The sequence below is a fragment of the Paenibacillus sp. 481 genome, assembly GCF_021223605.1.
GTDB lineage: Bacteria > Bacillota > Bacilli > Paenibacillales > Paenibacillaceae > Paenibacillus_B.
This window is the reverse complement of sequence record NZ_CP075175.1, coordinates 768,957-782,912: the sequence shown is the minus strand read 5'-3', so window position 1 is coordinate 782,912 and position 13,956 is coordinate 768,957. Positions and strand designations below refer to the sequence as shown.

At 46.3% G+C, this 13,956-nt stretch carries 15 protein-coding genes; all 15 read left to right on the top strand.

Annotated elements, in window-relative coordinates:
- The first annotated feature begins 27 nt into the window (after positions 1-27).
- The 15 genes from floA (at position 28) to KIK04_RS03165 (ending at position 13,938) form a co-directional block, all read left to right on the top strand.
- Complete coding sequence (floA, locus tag KIK04_RS03235; protein ID WP_232276901.1) at positions 28-1,026, top strand: flotillin-like protein FloA; 999 nt, start codon at positions 28-30, stop codon at positions 1,024-1,026.
- Positions 1,027-1,036: 10 nt separating this feature from the next.
- Positions 1,037-1,573, top strand: coding sequence for a hypothetical protein (locus KIK04_RS03230; RefSeq protein WP_232276900.1), 537 nt, complete (start codon positions 1,037-1,039; stop codon positions 1,571-1,573).
- A gap of 162 nt (positions 1,574-1,735) precedes the next feature.
- Positions 1,736-2,029, top strand: coding sequence for a sporulation protein YqfC (yqfC, locus tag KIK04_RS03225; RefSeq protein ID WP_232276899.1), 294 nt, complete (start codon positions 1,736-1,738; stop codon positions 2,027-2,029).
- Entirely contained in the window at positions 2,026-3,210 is a 1,185-nt protein-coding gene (gene yqfD, locus KIK04_RS03220) for a sporulation protein YqfD (RefSeq protein ID WP_232276898.1), read from the top strand. Before yqfC ends, yqfD begins: the two co-directional genes overlap by 4 nt.
- Positions 3,211-3,235: 25 nt before the next feature.
- Positions 3,236-4,204: a PhoH family protein gene (locus tag KIK04_RS03215; RefSeq protein WP_232276897.1), complete on the top strand. Its 969-nt coding sequence runs from the start codon at positions 3,236-3,238 to the stop codon at positions 4,202-4,204.
- Positions 4,205-4,219: 15 nt separating this feature from the next.
- Positions 4,220-6,538: an HD family phosphohydrolase gene (locus KIK04_RS03210; protein ID WP_232276896.1), complete on the top strand. Its 2,319-nt coding sequence runs from the start codon at positions 4,220-4,222 to the stop codon at positions 6,536-6,538.
- A gap of 20 nt (positions 6,539-6,558) precedes the next feature.
- A complete protein-coding gene (ybeY, locus tag KIK04_RS03205) occupies positions 6,559-7,050 on the top strand; it encodes an rRNA maturation RNase YbeY (protein WP_232276895.1) in 492 nt (163 codons plus the stop codon).
- Positions 7,050-7,433 (top strand): diacylglycerol kinase family protein, encoded by a 384-nt coding sequence (locus KIK04_RS03200; RefSeq protein WP_232276894.1) that lies wholly within the window; start codon positions 7,050-7,052, stop codon positions 7,431-7,433. Before ybeY ends, KIK04_RS03200 begins: the two co-directional genes overlap by 1 nt.
- A gap of 30 nt (positions 7,434-7,463) precedes the next feature.
- Positions 7,464-7,904: a cytidine deaminase gene (gene cdd / locus KIK04_RS03195; RefSeq protein ID WP_232276893.1), complete on the top strand. Its 441-nt coding sequence runs from the start codon at positions 7,464-7,466 to the stop codon at positions 7,902-7,904.
- Between the two features lie 29 nt (positions 7,905-7,933).
- A complete protein-coding gene (era, locus tag KIK04_RS03190) occupies positions 7,934-8,857 on the top strand; it encodes a GTPase Era (protein WP_232276892.1) in 924 nt (307 codons plus the stop codon).
- Positions 8,858-8,945: 88 nt separating this feature from the next.
- Complete coding sequence (locus tag KIK04_RS03185; RefSeq protein WP_232276891.1) at positions 8,946-9,080, top strand: YqzL family protein; 135 nt, start codon at positions 8,946-8,948, stop codon at positions 9,078-9,080.
- A gap of 34 nt (positions 9,081-9,114) precedes the next feature.
- The gene (gene recO, locus KIK04_RS03180) at positions 9,115-9,879 is read left to right on the top strand and encodes a DNA repair protein RecO (protein WP_232276890.1); all 765 of its coding nucleotides are present in this window, start codon (positions 9,115-9,117) and stop codon (positions 9,877-9,879) included.
- Between the two features lie 416 nt (positions 9,880-10,295).
- Positions 10,296-11,189, top strand: coding sequence for a glycine--tRNA ligase subunit alpha (gene glyQ / locus KIK04_RS03175; RefSeq protein WP_232276889.1), 894 nt, complete (start codon positions 10,296-10,298; stop codon positions 11,187-11,189).
- Positions 11,182-13,254, top strand: coding sequence for a glycine--tRNA ligase subunit beta (gene glyS / locus KIK04_RS03170; protein ID WP_232276888.1), 2,073 nt, complete (start codon positions 11,182-11,184; stop codon positions 13,252-13,254). The genes glyQ and glyS overlap by 8 nt, the downstream gene beginning before the upstream one ends.
- 198 nt (positions 13,255-13,452) lie before the next feature.
- Entirely contained in the window at positions 13,453-13,938 is a 486-nt protein-coding gene (locus KIK04_RS03165) for a YaiI/YqxD family protein (RefSeq protein WP_232276887.1), read from the top strand.
- Positions 13,939-13,956: the final 18 nt, after the last annotated feature.

The following is a 13,956-nucleotide window of genomic DNA, read 5'->3' as shown; positions in this document are numbered from 1 at the left end:
AAATAGATGTTGGAGGTTATGTCGTTTATGGATTCTGCGATGATTTCTTATTTGCTTATCGGTGCGGTCTCGCTGATCGTATTATCTGTATTTTTTAGCTTTTTCCCTGTAATGCTATGGGTTGCCGCTATTTCTTCCGGTGTACGCATTAGTATTATTACGTTGGTGGCGATGCGTTTGCGTCGTGTTACACCAAGTCGTATCGTAAATCCAATGATTAAGGCGACTAAAGCCGGTCTGGGTGTAACGATTAACCAATTGGAAAGCCACTATTTAGCAGGTGGTAACGTTGACCGTGTAGTTAACGCTCTAATTGCAGCACAACGTGCTAATATCAACTTGGAATTTGAACGTGCGGCAGCGATTGATCTTGCAGGCCGTGACGTATTACAAGCCGTACAAATGAGTGTTAACCCGCGTGTGATTGAAACGCCTATCGTTGCAGCAATGGCGAAAGACGGCATCGAAGTAAAAGTTCGTGCTCGTGTAACGGTTCGTGCGAATATTGAGCGCCTTGTCGGTGGTGCAGGTGAAGAAACGATTATTGCCCGTGTAGGCGAGGGTATCGTGACGACTGTCGGTTCCAGTGCTACACATAAAGATGTACTAGAAAATCCAGATCTCATTTCCCGTACGGTTTTGGGCAAAGGTTTGGATGCAGGAACAGCTTTTGAAATCTTGTCCATTGATATCGCAGACATGGATGTAGGTAAAAACATTGGTGCCCACTTACAGACGGAACAAGCGGAAGCGGACAAACGAATCGCGCAAGCGAAGGCGGAGGAACGTCGTGCGATGGCGGTTGCGCAAGAGCAAGAGATGATAGCTCGCGTGGTTGAGATGCGCGCACGTGTCGTTGAGTCCGAGTCGCAGGTTCCATTGGCGATGGCTGAAGCGTTAAAGAACGGCAAGATTGGTGTAATGGACTATATGAACCTGAAGAATATCGAGGCAGATACGCAAATGCGCGGTTCGCTTGGGAAAATGTCTGAAGGCGAACAGGGCAACACCAAGTCGGAAAGCTAGGCGGTAAGCCATGAAAATTGTAGAGGCTATTTTTGACTTGCTTGCAAGTAATATTTTTATAGTGGTTGCTGTGCTGGGTGGATTAATTTCCATGTTCAGCAAAGGGAAACAAAAAGAAGCCGAAACTCGAATGCCGAGTTTTGGTGGCGGTGATATGCTAGGGCTGCCACAGCAAAATAAGCAGGCTAAAGACGATGATGAGTTCGAGTTGGAATATGAGGGCGAGTCTGAGCGTGAACGAGCGCAGACGAGCACTCAAGCGCCCGTATTTGCCAGTGAGATGCAACCTGCTGTTGCGGATCGACAGCGTGGACAAATGAGGCCGCATTTTTCATCCAGCAACGATGATGCAAATTGGCATTATGATTGGAATGAGGATACAGAACAAGGCAGGCGTCATTCTAACCGCGAATCGAATGCTTATCAGGTTCAAACGAACCGAACGAAATCCAAGCTCGCTCTAAGGCCTGAAGATGCGCTGCGAGGTGTGGTATGGGCTGAAATATTAGGTCCACCGCGTGCGAAACGTCCATACGGTCGTCGCTAGGCAGCAAGCCAACTATTTTTAATAAAGCTCCAGTACGCTTAAAGTCAACCATTGACTTTGAGGGACTGGAGCTTTTTTTGTCTAAGATAATCGGTCGCATAGCCTCATATTCCCTTCATATATCGCATAAGTTGTAAAGTACAGAAAGGGGGCCAATCTCATATGGGTCGCATCGCCCGCAAGCTGCGCCAATGGTCGGCGGAGTGGTTCGATTTGCCGCAACATATTGTGATGGATCTGCCCCGGTTTACGATGATCGGCAATCGTCAACTGATCGTGGAGAACCATCGCGGCGTTCTTCATTTTACGAGTGATCATATGCGTCTTGCACTTGCCAACGGTGAACTTGAAGTGTTTGGTACAAATTTAAGCATTCGTGGAATATGGACGGAAGAAGTATGTATTGAAGGTGCTATTCACGATATTAAGTATCATGGAACGGGGGAATCATCATGAAGGCTCCGGCGTTAGCGCGTATACGAGGCTATGTGCAAGTAAGTGTGCGTGGTGAACAAGTTGAATCCTTCATAAATGCCGTCACAAAAAAGCGAATTACGATTTGGGATGTGCGTACCACGGAACGTGGCATCGCATTTTTCATCTTGCTAAGGGACTATTTTCGACTTCGGCCGCTGTTGAAAAAGACAGGCTGTCGCATACATGTAGAGCAGCGAAATGGTTGGCCATTCCGTTTTAAAATGGTATGGAGGCGCCAATTTTTCTTTTTGGGCGCGCTTCTTTTTTTGTGCGGATTGTACATGCTCTCATCCCTCGTGTGGTCGATAGAAGTAAAAGGGAATGTACGTATTCCAACTGAAACTGTATTACATGCAGCGAAAGAAGAAGGGGTGTTCCCTTTTCAATGGACTTTTCGTTTGCGTGAATCGGACGTGCTATCTAAATCATTAAATGCGCGATTGCCGGATACATCTTGGGTTGGTATTCATCGTCAAGGTACAAAAATAACGATACAGGTAGCTGAGACAACGATCCCTGACGCTAAAAAGCTAGTGAATCCACGACATTTGGTTGCCAAAGAGGATGCCGTTATTACGCATGTATTAGCTGAAAAAGGAAGGGCATTAGTGCGACAGCATATGCGAGTTAAACAAGGGAATATCCTTATCAGCGGTATTATTGAATCCGTGAATGGTTTGCAGTCCGTTGCAGCAAAAGGGGAGGTGCATGGGCTAGTCTGGTATGAGTACCGGATCACTTCTCCTTTAATTAGCAAGCAGAAGGTATATACAGGTGAGCAGCTTGAAAGGCTGTATGTGACAGCGGGTGAACATAAGGTGAAGGTAAAAGGATACGGCGATATTCCTTACGCCCAATATGAAATTGTCGAAGATGTGAATAAAGTACAGTGGAGAGAGCTTGATTTTCCGGTAGGCTGGGTAAAAGAAAAAGTGTTGGAAGTGCATGTTGCCGCCGAAGAGCGCAGTGTGCAAGAAGCTGTACAAGCAGGATTGCAGCAAGCACGGCTTGATATTACTGCGAAAAATGGGCCTCAAGTCCGGATCCATACGGAAAAAATTTTGCATCAGAAGTCGGACAATGGTAAAGTGGATTTAAGGGTGCTCTTTGAAGTGGAGCAATCCATAGCAGTAGAGAAACCGCTTATCGCACACCAGTAGACTGAAAGCAAGGAGACTGAGGTTTTTGTCGCAACAATTGACTACTAAATTATCGCTGCAAAATGCCGACGAAGGACTTGCCCTATTCGGACCGCAGGACAAGTATCTGCGGCTTATTGAGAGCCGTACTGAGGCGCAAATTATGTCACGAGAAGCAGAAATCGTCATAACAGGACAACAGGAAGAAGTTGAAAAGCTACATCAGCTGTTTGATGTACTGCTCCAGCTAATCCGCAATAACATTGCGCTGTCAGAGCGTGATATGACGTATGCTATGGATTTAGCTCAGGATTGGAAGGCTGATGAGCTTCTCGATTTATTTAAAGGGGAAATTGCCGTTACGTTCCGCGGCAAGCCGATTCGTGTTAAGACAATTGGTCAGAAGCACTATGTGTCCACCATCAAAAAGCGAGACATCGTGTTTGGGGTTGGACCTGCTGGTACAGGTAAAACGTATTTAGCTGTCGTGCTTGCTGTTACCGCGCTTAAAGAAGGATCGGTCAAGCGTATCGTGTTAACGCGCCCTGCTGTGGAAGCAGGCGAGAATTTAGGCTTCCTGCCAGGCGACTTGCAGGAAAAGGTCGATCCGTACTTGCGACCGCTCTATGATGCCCTGTATGAGGTCATGGGACAGGATCAGGTGGAAAAAGCGCTAGAGCGCGGTCTGATTGAAATTGCACCGCTCGCTTATATGCGTGGACGCACGTTGGACGACGCTTTTATTATTTTGGATGAAGCGCAAAATACGACACCGGAGCAAATGAAAATGTTTCTGACACGTTTAGGTTTTGGATCAAAAATGGTCATTACTGGAGACGTGACGCAGATCGATTTACCTAGAGGTAAACGCTCGGGTCTAATAGAAGCCGTTCATATTTTGAAAAATATTGAGGAAATTGGATTTATCCATTTTGCAGAGCAAGATGTGGTACGTCATTCCTTAGTACAGAAGATTATTGTTGCTTACCAGCATGAAAGTGAAAACCAAGGATAGAGAGGGCTGTTCTCTATGCTAAACGCACAACGTTCCGGCAGTGGAAGCCGAGAGCAATTGAATATGTCGGGATGGAAGCACAGCGTCGGCGTACGCTTTCTTTTGTTCTTTTGTTTAACGTTATTGTTTTATTTTAGCTTAGCTTCAAGCGTGTTGCCTAAGAAGTTCGATATTCAAATTGGTGCGCGCAGCGAAGCAGACATCGTAGCTCCCATTCAAATTCCGGATTTGAAAGCGACGCTTAAAGCTCAAGAGCTGGCAGCGGAGCGCGTTCAACCTGTTTTTCAAATTGTGAGTGTTAAAAATGAACGCTTGCTCGATGATATTTTTAACCGCATCGAACAATTGAATTTGGATGACCAAATTTCGTTCTCGGAAAAAGTTGATCTTTACCGCAAAGTCATTCCAGTTATGTTTGATGATTATGTGCGTACCTTTATCGCGAATTTACGGAATGCGGGTACATATTCGTCCAGTATGCTTGATGAAATGAAAGAGCAAATTGAAGAGCAGAAGTATCGAGTTCCTGAGGAAACGTTTATTAAAATGGCGCGTTTATCCAAAGAAGACATTGGACAAATGAAGCCAGTAGCACGAGATTTGGTTACTAAATTGATGAGCGATACGGTCCCAGAGGCGGCGATTGCTCGTGCTAAAGTAGCTGAGTACGTGAATGCAAGCTCCCTTAATAAACGCTCTGAACGTGAAGTCGTTCAAGAACTCGTTCGTCTATCTTTGACGCCGAATAAGTTCTCTGACGAAGAAGCGACAAAGGAAGCGAAAGTTCAAGCTCGTGAAAATACGCTACAAGTATTTATTAAGCAAGGTGACATTATCGTTGAAAAAGGCGTAGTCATCACGAAAGATACGTATGAGATGCTGAAAGAGAATCAGTTGTTGAAGACCGATGTGAATTATTGGCCGCAGTTTGGTTTACTGCTCTTGAGTACCATGTTCTCTTTGGTACTATTTATGTTCATGCGCCAAGGCAGCCATCCGCATTTCCGCTTTAACAATGCTCAACTGCTTATGCTCGTCATTATATTTGTGATTAATATTTTGGCGATACATGTGGTAGCTTACCCTCATACGGAGGATACACAATACTTAGGTTATGTGGCTCCTGTAGCTGTAGGTGCAACGCTCATTACGTTGCTCATTGATTTGTCCTTAGCTTACGTCTGTGCCGTTGTGTTCAGCGTAATTGCGAGCATCCTGCTTAATACACAGCAAGGGTCGATATTCGATTATGAATTCGGGTTCTTCGCGCTCGTTACATCATATTCAGCCATTTTTGCCATACACCGAGCGAGCCAGCGATCTACCATTTTAAAGGCTGGCATTATGGTTTGCATTTTTGGCAGTGTGACCGTGTTTACGTTAGCGATGCTTAGCGGAGATGCGGTGTATAATCAAAATACGATGCTCGCTGCTGCATTCGCTTTTGCAAGCGGACTCGTAACAGCTGTGCTCGTGCTCGGTCTGATGCCATTTTTCGAAGTTACATTTGGCATATTGTCGGCACTGAAGCTTGTCGAACTGTCCAACCCGAACCATCCGTTACTGCGCAAGTTGTTGACGGAGACACCGGGAACGTACCATCACAGTGTGATGGTCGGCAATTTGGCGGAGCAGGCAGCTGAATCGATCGGAGCAAATGGATTGCTATGCCGTGTAGGTGCTTTTTACCATGATATTGGTAAGACGAAGCGTCCAAGTTACTTTATCGAAAATCAAACGAATATGGATAATCCGCATGATTTCATTGAACCGAAGCTAAGTGCTTCAATCATTACAGCACACGCTCGCGATGGAGCGGAAATGCTGAAAGATTATAAGCTACCGAAGCATATTCGGGACATTGCGGAGCAGCATCACGGGACAACATTTTTGAAGTATTTCTACCATAAGGCTTTGAAGCAAGCGGAAGAACAAGGTGTCGAGCCGGATTTCACCGAGGATGATTTCCGATATCCAGGCCCGAAGGCGCAGTCGAAGGAAGCCGCGATTGTCGGCATCGCGGATTGCGTGGAAGCGGCTGTTCGTTCGCTGCGTCAGCCAACGGTAGAGCAAATCGATACGATGATTCAAAAAATTGTGAAGGATCGAATTGATGACCATCAGTTTAATGAGTGTGACCTCACGATTAGAGAGCTGGACATTATTGCTCAATCGCTAAAGGAAACGGTGATGGGCATTTTCCATTCTCGCATCGAATATCCTGAAGATGTGAAATCCAAGCAGCACAAGCAAGGTAAACTGTCGTCTGCGACTACTTCGGAAACATCGGATAAGAAGATTAATTCGACCGAGTCGACTGGCAAACAGGAATAGAAGGAGCGACAACGGTAATTATGAGCATGGCTTTAGAGTGTAACAATGAGCAAGAGGTATATCCGATTTCAGATGAGTTAATTCATTTGCTTGAGCGTATTTTGCAAGAAGCGGCTCAAATGGAAGGAATCGAGGCAGGGGAGGTCGCGTTGACGTTTGTAGATGACGAACGTATTCATGAACTTAATCGCGATTACCGTGGCATCGATCGTCCTACAGATGTGTTATCGTTTGCAATGAACGAATCGACAGATGAAGAATTGGATATTATATACGATGTGGAGGATGATTTGGAGTCGTTAGGCGATATGCTCGGCGACATCATTATTTCCACAGAGCGTGCGCGTGCGCAAGCGGATGACTATGGGCACTCGTTGGATCGAGAAATTGGATTCTTGTTCGTACACGGGTTTTTACATTTGCTCGGATACGACCATCAGGATGACGCAAGCGAGCGCGTTATGATGGACAAACAGGAAGCTGTATTAAGCCGCATAGGTTTGAGCCGCTGATGAAACGCCCTTGGAGCGATACGTTTCAGGTGGCGCTAGTTGGCATTGTTCATACGTTTCGCACGCAGCGCAATATGCGTGTACATGGCGTCTTGTCGATGCTCGTGTGTGCGATGGGTGTAGGGTTCGGCATTTCGGTTACCGAGTGGATGTGGATCGGATTAGCGATTACGCTAGTCTGGTCTGCCGAGTTAATGAATACCGCGGTGGAAGCCGCGGTTGATTTGACGATGCCGGACCCGCATCCTTTAGCTAAAATTGCAAAGGACACCGCCGCAGGAGCAGTATTCGTGACGGCGGTTTTTGCCGTCTTCGTCGGAGGTATTGTCTTTTTTCAACCTATGCTAGAATTAGTGATTTTGATAGTTAACCATTTCATGTAACATCCAGACAAACTTGAGGGGGAACAAATAATGAATGGACAACAATTGATGGAACAAGCAAAATTAGCAAGAGAGAAAGCCTATACACCGTATTCCCATTTTAAAGTGGGTGCAGCGTTGCTAGATGAGCACGGAAATGTGCATCATGGCTGCAATGTAGAAAATGCAGCTTACGGGCCTACAAACTGTGCGGAGCGTACGGCATTGTTCCGTGCGATCGCGGATGGATGTGCACCGCGCTCATTCAAAGCGATTGCGGTAATCGGCGACACAGAGCAACCCATTACACCTTGCGGCGTGTGCCGACAAGTGATTATTGAACTATGTCCTCCAGATATGCCTGTTTATATGGGGACAGTAAATGGAACGTGGTCGGAAACAACTGTGAGCGAGTTGTTGCCAGGAGCATTTAATGTGGATAGCTTAAACAGCTCTGCTTCGCGTTCAGCAAAATTAAATGAAGAAGTTTAGAGGTAGTGAAGGAGGAGAAAGAAAACAATATGTTAAACCATAAATCTTCACAACAACAAGAAAGTTTTAAATCGGGGTTTGTCGCGATTGTCGGGCGTCCAAATGTAGGTAAATCGACGTTAATGAACCATGTAATCGGACAAAAAATTGCAATCATGTCCGATAAGCCACAAACGACACGTAACAAAATTCACGGTGTATATACGAAAGACAATTCCCAGATCGTCTTTTTGGATACACCAGGTATCCATAAGCGTCAATCCAAGCTTGGTGATTATATGAACCAAGTCGCTTTAAATACGTTGAACGAAGTAGAAGCGGTGCTATTTCTCATAGATGCCGCGGCAGGTTTTGGTGGTGGCGACCGATTTGTTATTGAACAATTGAAAAATGTACGCACCCCTGTCATTTTGGTTATGAACAAAATTGACCAAGTGACACCTGAACAATTGGCGCCAATGATCGCGCAGTACAATGCCATGCATGAATTTGCTGCCATCGTGCCGATTTCTGCCTTGAACGGTAACAACGTTGACCGTTTGTTGGACGTGCTTGTTAATTATTTGCCTGAAGGGCCGCAATATTACCCTGATGATCAAATCACGGATCACCCTGAGCAATTCGTCGTTGCTGAATTGATTCGTGAGAAAATTTTGCAATCGACGCGTGAAGAAATTCCGCACTCCATTGCAGTTGCGATTGAAGACATGCGTGTGCAAGAGAACGGTGTTGTCCATATTTCTGCTATTATTTTCGTCGAGCGTGATTCCCAAAAAGGTATCGTTATCGGTAAGCAGGGCGCTTTGTTGAAAGAGATCGGCAAGCAATCGCGTAAAGATATTGAAAACTTGCTCGGCTCGCGCACTTTTATTGAACTATGGGTTAAAGTGAAAAAAGACTGGCGCAACCAAGATCGCGTGCTGCGTGATCTCGGTTTCCGTCACGACGTGTAGCCCTCCAAAAATTGCAATGGATATTCCCTTCGTCACGGGTCAACCTAATGATTGACACATCATCTTTTCCGACGAGGGGGATTCACGGATGCGTGATTTTTCGTGGAACGTATTTTCCAACACTGGGGATGTCGATGCTTATTTATTGTATAAGCAAATTAGACAACTCACGGAAAAAGAGGAACCAGCGGTGGAAGCAGTCGCACCGTCGGATTCGGAATAATATCGATTATGTCCGATAGCATGGGAGGATCACGGTGCTATATCGTGTCGAGGGGATTGTTATCCGCAGCATGGATTATGGGGAAGGCAACAAAATCATTACGCTGTGCACCAAAGCCAATGGTAAAGTTGGCGTGCTCGTCAGGGGCGCCAAAAAGGTGCGCAGTCGCCATGCTGCGGCAACGCAATTATTTACATATGGAGAATATGTCTTTTTCCGTGGAATGGGGCAAATTGGCACCCTAAATTCGTGCGAAATTATGGAGGCACATCATCCATTAAGAGAGCAGCTACACTTGGCTGCTTATGCTTCGTATGTATCTGAATTGGTCGATCGTGCCCTGCAAGACGAAGAGGCCGGCGGCTATATGTACGAGCAGTTGCTAGCTTATTTGCGTGCATTAGAGCAAGGGAAAGATCCTCAAGTGACAACGCACTTGTTTGAGATTAAGCTTTGTCAAGCAACGGGCGTCGAGCCACAGCTCAATCAATGTATTATTTGCGGCCGTGAAGATAACTTTATCGGGGTTGGCTGGCGCTTAGGTGGTGCAATTTGCAGCACGTGTAGACCGCGTGAGCATGCGAATTTCATCTCGCCGCTACAAACGTTAAAGCTGCTTCAGCTGTTTGCCAAAACCGATTTGCGTAGGCTAGGCAACATTACGTTAAAGCCTGAAACGAAGCTGCAACTGCGCGCGTGTATGCGCGGGTATATGGATACGCATGTCGGCGTAAAGCTGAAGTCGCTTCAATTTCTTGAACAGATGGAGAAATATGATCTGGCTAATCTTGACGAATGACCTTCATTTCGCTATCATAATACAAATGATAAGTAATATTTGCGATGAAGAAGGAAGTAATTCGTTAATGTTTGAATAGAGCGATTCGGGGACGGTGTGAGCCTGAACGAGCAGACGAATGAAATGGCACTTTGGAGCGAACGGAACGGAGAAAGTGGATCGATAATTGACACTAGCTTACACGAGCAATGACGAATTGCTGTGCTGCTGTCAAATATGGATCAAGTAGGGTGGAACCGCGGGATATAACTCTCGTCCCTATGTCTGGTATCAGACGTAGAGACGGGAGTTTTTTGCATTTGCATGCATTTTTCAAATTGCGACTAACTCTTACCAGAGACCAGCGGCATTGCTGTGTTGACTTGGTACTCTTTACGTCAGAACCGATAACCATTGTAAAGGAGTGTAGAAGGCACATGAATTTTCAACAAATCATTTTAACTCTACAAAATTTCTGGGCCGAGCATAATTGCATTATCGTACAGCCGTACGATGTGGAAAAAGGTGCCGGCACGATGAACCCGATGACGTTTTTGCGTTCAATCGGTCCAGAGCCTTGGAATGTAGCGTATGTAGAGCCTTCCCGTCGTCCTGCGGACGGCCGTTACGGCGAAAACCCGAACCGATTGTATCAGCATCATCAGTTTCAAGTTATTTTGAAACCGTCGCCTGACAACATCCAAGAAATTTATTTGGAAAGCTTGAAACGTCTGGGCATCGATCCAACTTTGCACGATATTCGCTTCGTTGAGGATAACTGGGAGTCACCTACGCTTGGCGCATGGGGCCTTGGTTGGGAAGTATGGCTCGATGGCATGGAAATTACACAGTTCACGTATTTCCAGCAAGTGGGCGGAATTGATGCGAATCCGGTAGCGGTTGAAATTACGTACGGTTTGGAGCGTCTCGCTTCTTACATTCAAGAAAAAGAAAATGTGTTTGATTTAGAGTGGGTAAACGGCGTCACTTACGGTGATGTGTTCCATCAACCTGAATTCGAACATTCGAAATATACATTTGAAGTTAGTGATACTGCGATGTTGTTTACGTTGTTCGGGATGTACGAACAAGAAGCAAAACGCGCAATGGAGCACAACTTAGTATTTCCGGCGTACGACTATGTCTTAAAATGTTCCCATACGTTCAACTTGCTTGATGCGCGCGGAGCGATTAGCGTCACAGAGCGTACAGGTTACATTACACGCGTGCGTAACTTAGCGCGACAAGTAGCAGCAACTTACTACGAGGAACGGGAGAAGCTAGGCTTCCCGCTCATGAAAAAGGCGAAAGGGGAAGATCACAATGCCTAAACATCTATTGCTAGAACTAGGGTTGGAGGAAGTGCCTGCGCGTTTTATGCGCGGAGCTATGGACCAGCTTAAAGAACGAATGGAGCGTTGGCTGACTGAATCCCGGATCGCGTATGAGCAGGTGCAAGCTTTTGCTACACCACGTCGTTTGGCACTCCTCGTGCACAACGTAGCTGACAAGCAAACGGACGTTCATGAAGAAGTAAAAGGGCCTGCACGTAAAATCGCTGTGAACGAACAAGGCGAGTGGACGAAAGCGGCGCTCGGATTTGCTCGTAGCCAAGGTGCTGAACCGGAGCAATTGTTCTTTAAAGAATTGAGCGGCGTTGAGTACGTGTATGCGAATAAGAGCAGCATCGGAACCGAGACGGCGGCCGTATTGAGCGAAGGTTTAACTTCGATCATTCAGGCGATGACGTTCCCGAAAAATATGAGATGGGGCGCATACGACATGCGCTATGTGCGCCCGATTCGTTGGATTGTCGCTTTGCATGGTAGCGACATCGTTCCTATGGAGCTGACGCGTGTGACGTCAGGCAACGTGTCACGCGGTCACCGTTTCTTAGGTAGTGAAACGGTCATTGAAGAAGCAAGCCAATACGTAGAACGATTGCGTGAGCAGTTCGTTATCGTGGACGTGGCAGAGCGTCAACAAGAAATTACGCGTCAAATCGAGGCGCTGGCACAGGAAAAGAACTGGAATATTGCGATCAAGGAAGACTTGCTGGAAGAAGTTCTCTTCTTAGTTGAGTATCCGACTGCCTTATTCGGTACGTTTGACCCGGCGTTCTTGAACATTCCGCAAGATGTACTGATTACGTCCATGCGTGAGCACCAACGCTACTTCCCTGTCTTGAATACGGAAGGGCAGTTGCTGCCGTTCTTCGTAACGGTGCGCAATGGTGACAGTAAAGGGCTTGATATTGTTGCTAAAGGAAACGAGAAGGTATTGCGTGCTCGTCTATCCGATGCGAAGTTCTTCTATGCAGAAGACCAGAAGTTGCGGATCGAGGATTGTGTCAGCAAGCTGGACAATATCGTCTTCCATGAAGAGCTAGGAACGCTGGGCGATAAAGTACGCCGTATCCGTGCTATTGCTGATGCAACAGCTACTGCTGTGCAAGCAGACCAAGCGACAGCTCAACTCGTTAGCCGTGCGGCTGACATTTGCAAATTTGACCTCGTAACCCAAATGGTATACGAGTTCCCAGAATTGCAAGGCGTGATGGGCGAGGACTACGCTAGCAAATTAGGTGAGGATGCAATCGTTGCGCAAGCTATTAACGAGCATTACAAGCCGCGTTTTGCAGGCGATACAGCACCTGCAACGCTTGTTGGTTCTGTCGTAAGCTTGGCTGACAAGTTGGATACATTGATCGGCTGCTTTGCGATCGGCATTATCCCAACAGGTTCGCAAGATCCTTACGCGTTGCGTCGCCAAGCAGCGGGTATCGTCAACATGTTGCTTGAGCGTGAGCTTCCACTTACGTTGTCTGCGGTGTTTGACATCGTGCTTAACATTCACGAGCAAGCAGGATTGTTGAAACGTAACCGTGATGAAGTACGTAAAGACTTATTCGAGTTCTTTGCATTGCGTGTGAAAAATGTATTGTCTGAAGCTGTACGCTACGACGTTGTCGATGCTGTAATGGCATCTGGTTTTGACGATGTGAAGTTGACTGTGGCAAGAGGGCAAGCGTTGATGGGCGCGGTGCAAGAAGAGTCGTTTAAGTTGACAGTCGAGTCGTTCAACCGCGTATGTAACTTGGCATCCAAAGCTACATCCACAGAGGTAAATGCAGCGTTGTTTGAGCAAGATGTGGAGCATGCCTTGTATCGTGCATGGACGGATGTGCACGCAGCTTACACTGCGGGGCTATCGCAAGATCCTCAAGCAGCATTGGCTAAACTTGGCGAGTTGAAGGAAGCGATTCATACGTTCTTCGACAACGTTATGGTTATGGCGGAGAATGAGCAAGTGCGTACAAATCGTTTAGCGTTGTTAGCAAATATTGGTGCAGATTTGCGTCGATTTGCGGATTTCTCGAAGCTGGTGTGGGCATAACATTTGATAATAGCGGAACATGTAGAGAAGGTTTTCGACATGTTCCGCGATTTTTTCTTTATTTTCGACAAAAATTGATAATGTTGCACAAAAAACACGTCCAAGCAAGCAGGAATTTTAAATGCAGCAGCGTATATAATATAAACGGTACAAATACCAGTCAAGTAGATACTTTCATAAGCTTTCAGAAAATGGTGAATGTTATTGTCTTCCAATCTTCGCATTGTTGTCGATGCCGATGCTTGTCCTGTCAAACAAGAAATTGTCGCAATTGCGCGAAAGCTTCATGCTGAAGTGCTGTTTGTCGCTTCGTATGCCGCCTTTTCCCATGACTTGCAAGGTCAGGAACAGCATGTATCAAATGTCTATGTAGACCAAAGTTCACAAGCAGCAGATATGTATATAGCCAATGTAACGCGATCGAGCGACGTAGTAGTAACAGGTGACTACGGATTGGCTGCGCTCTGTTTGCCGAAAGGAGCCGCCGTCATTACGGCACGTGGCTTTGAATTAACGAGTGGTAATGTGGAAGAACATTTGGATCGTCGGTATTACTCAAGCAAAGCTCGGAGGGCAGGGCTGCGGACAAAAGGGCCGCGCGCCATGACTGTGAGCGATAGAGAGCATTTCCAACAAAAATTGACACAAGTTCTGCTCCGTAAGCAGGAGAAATTACGCACATAGCGAATAAGTATTACGTGT

Bases quoted from the DNA above. Each gene is read 5' to 3' on its own strand.
- floA (WP_232276901.1), top strand. From the start codon at position 28: ATGGATTCTGCGATGATTTCTTATTTGCTTATCGGTGCGGTCTCGCTG.
- KIK04_RS03230 (WP_232276900.1), top strand. From the start codon at position 1,037: ATGAAAATTGTAGAGGCTATTTTTGACTTGCTTGCAAGTAATATTTTT.
- yqfC (WP_232276899.1), top strand. From the start codon at position 1,736: ATGGGTCGCATCGCCCGCAAGCTGCGCCAATGGTCGGCGGAGTGGTTC.
- yqfD (WP_232276898.1), top strand. From the start codon at position 2,026: ATGAAGGCTCCGGCGTTAGCGCGTATACGAGGCTATGTGCAAGTAAGT.
- KIK04_RS03210 (WP_232276896.1), top strand. From the start codon at position 4,220: ATGCTAAACGCACAACGTTCCGGCAGTGGAAGCCGAGAGCAATTGAAT.
- ybeY (WP_232276895.1), top strand. From the start codon at position 6,559: ATGAGCATGGCTTTAGAGTGTAACAATGAGCAAGAGGTATATCCGATT.
- KIK04_RS03200 (WP_232276894.1), top strand. From the start codon at position 7,050: ATGAAACGCCCTTGGAGCGATACGTTTCAGGTGGCGCTAGTTGGCATT.
- cdd (WP_232276893.1), top strand. From the start codon at position 7,464: ATGAATGGACAACAATTGATGGAACAAGCAAAATTAGCAAGAGAGAAA.
- era (WP_232276892.1), top strand. From the start codon at position 7,934: ATGTTAAACCATAAATCTTCACAACAACAAGAAAGTTTTAAATCGGGG.
- KIK04_RS03185 (WP_232276891.1), top strand. From the start codon at position 8,946: ATGCGTGATTTTTCGTGGAACGTATTTTCCAACACTGGGGATGTCGAT.
- glyQ (WP_232276889.1), top strand. From the start codon at position 10,296: ATGAATTTTCAACAAATCATTTTAACTCTACAAAATTTCTGGGCCGAG.
- glyS (WP_232276888.1), top strand. From the start codon at position 11,182: ATGCCTAAACATCTATTGCTAGAACTAGGGTTGGAGGAAGTGCCTGCG.
- KIK04_RS03165 (WP_232276887.1), top strand. From the start codon at position 13,453: ATGTTATTGTCTTCCAATCTTCGCATTGTTGTCGATGCCGATGCTTGT.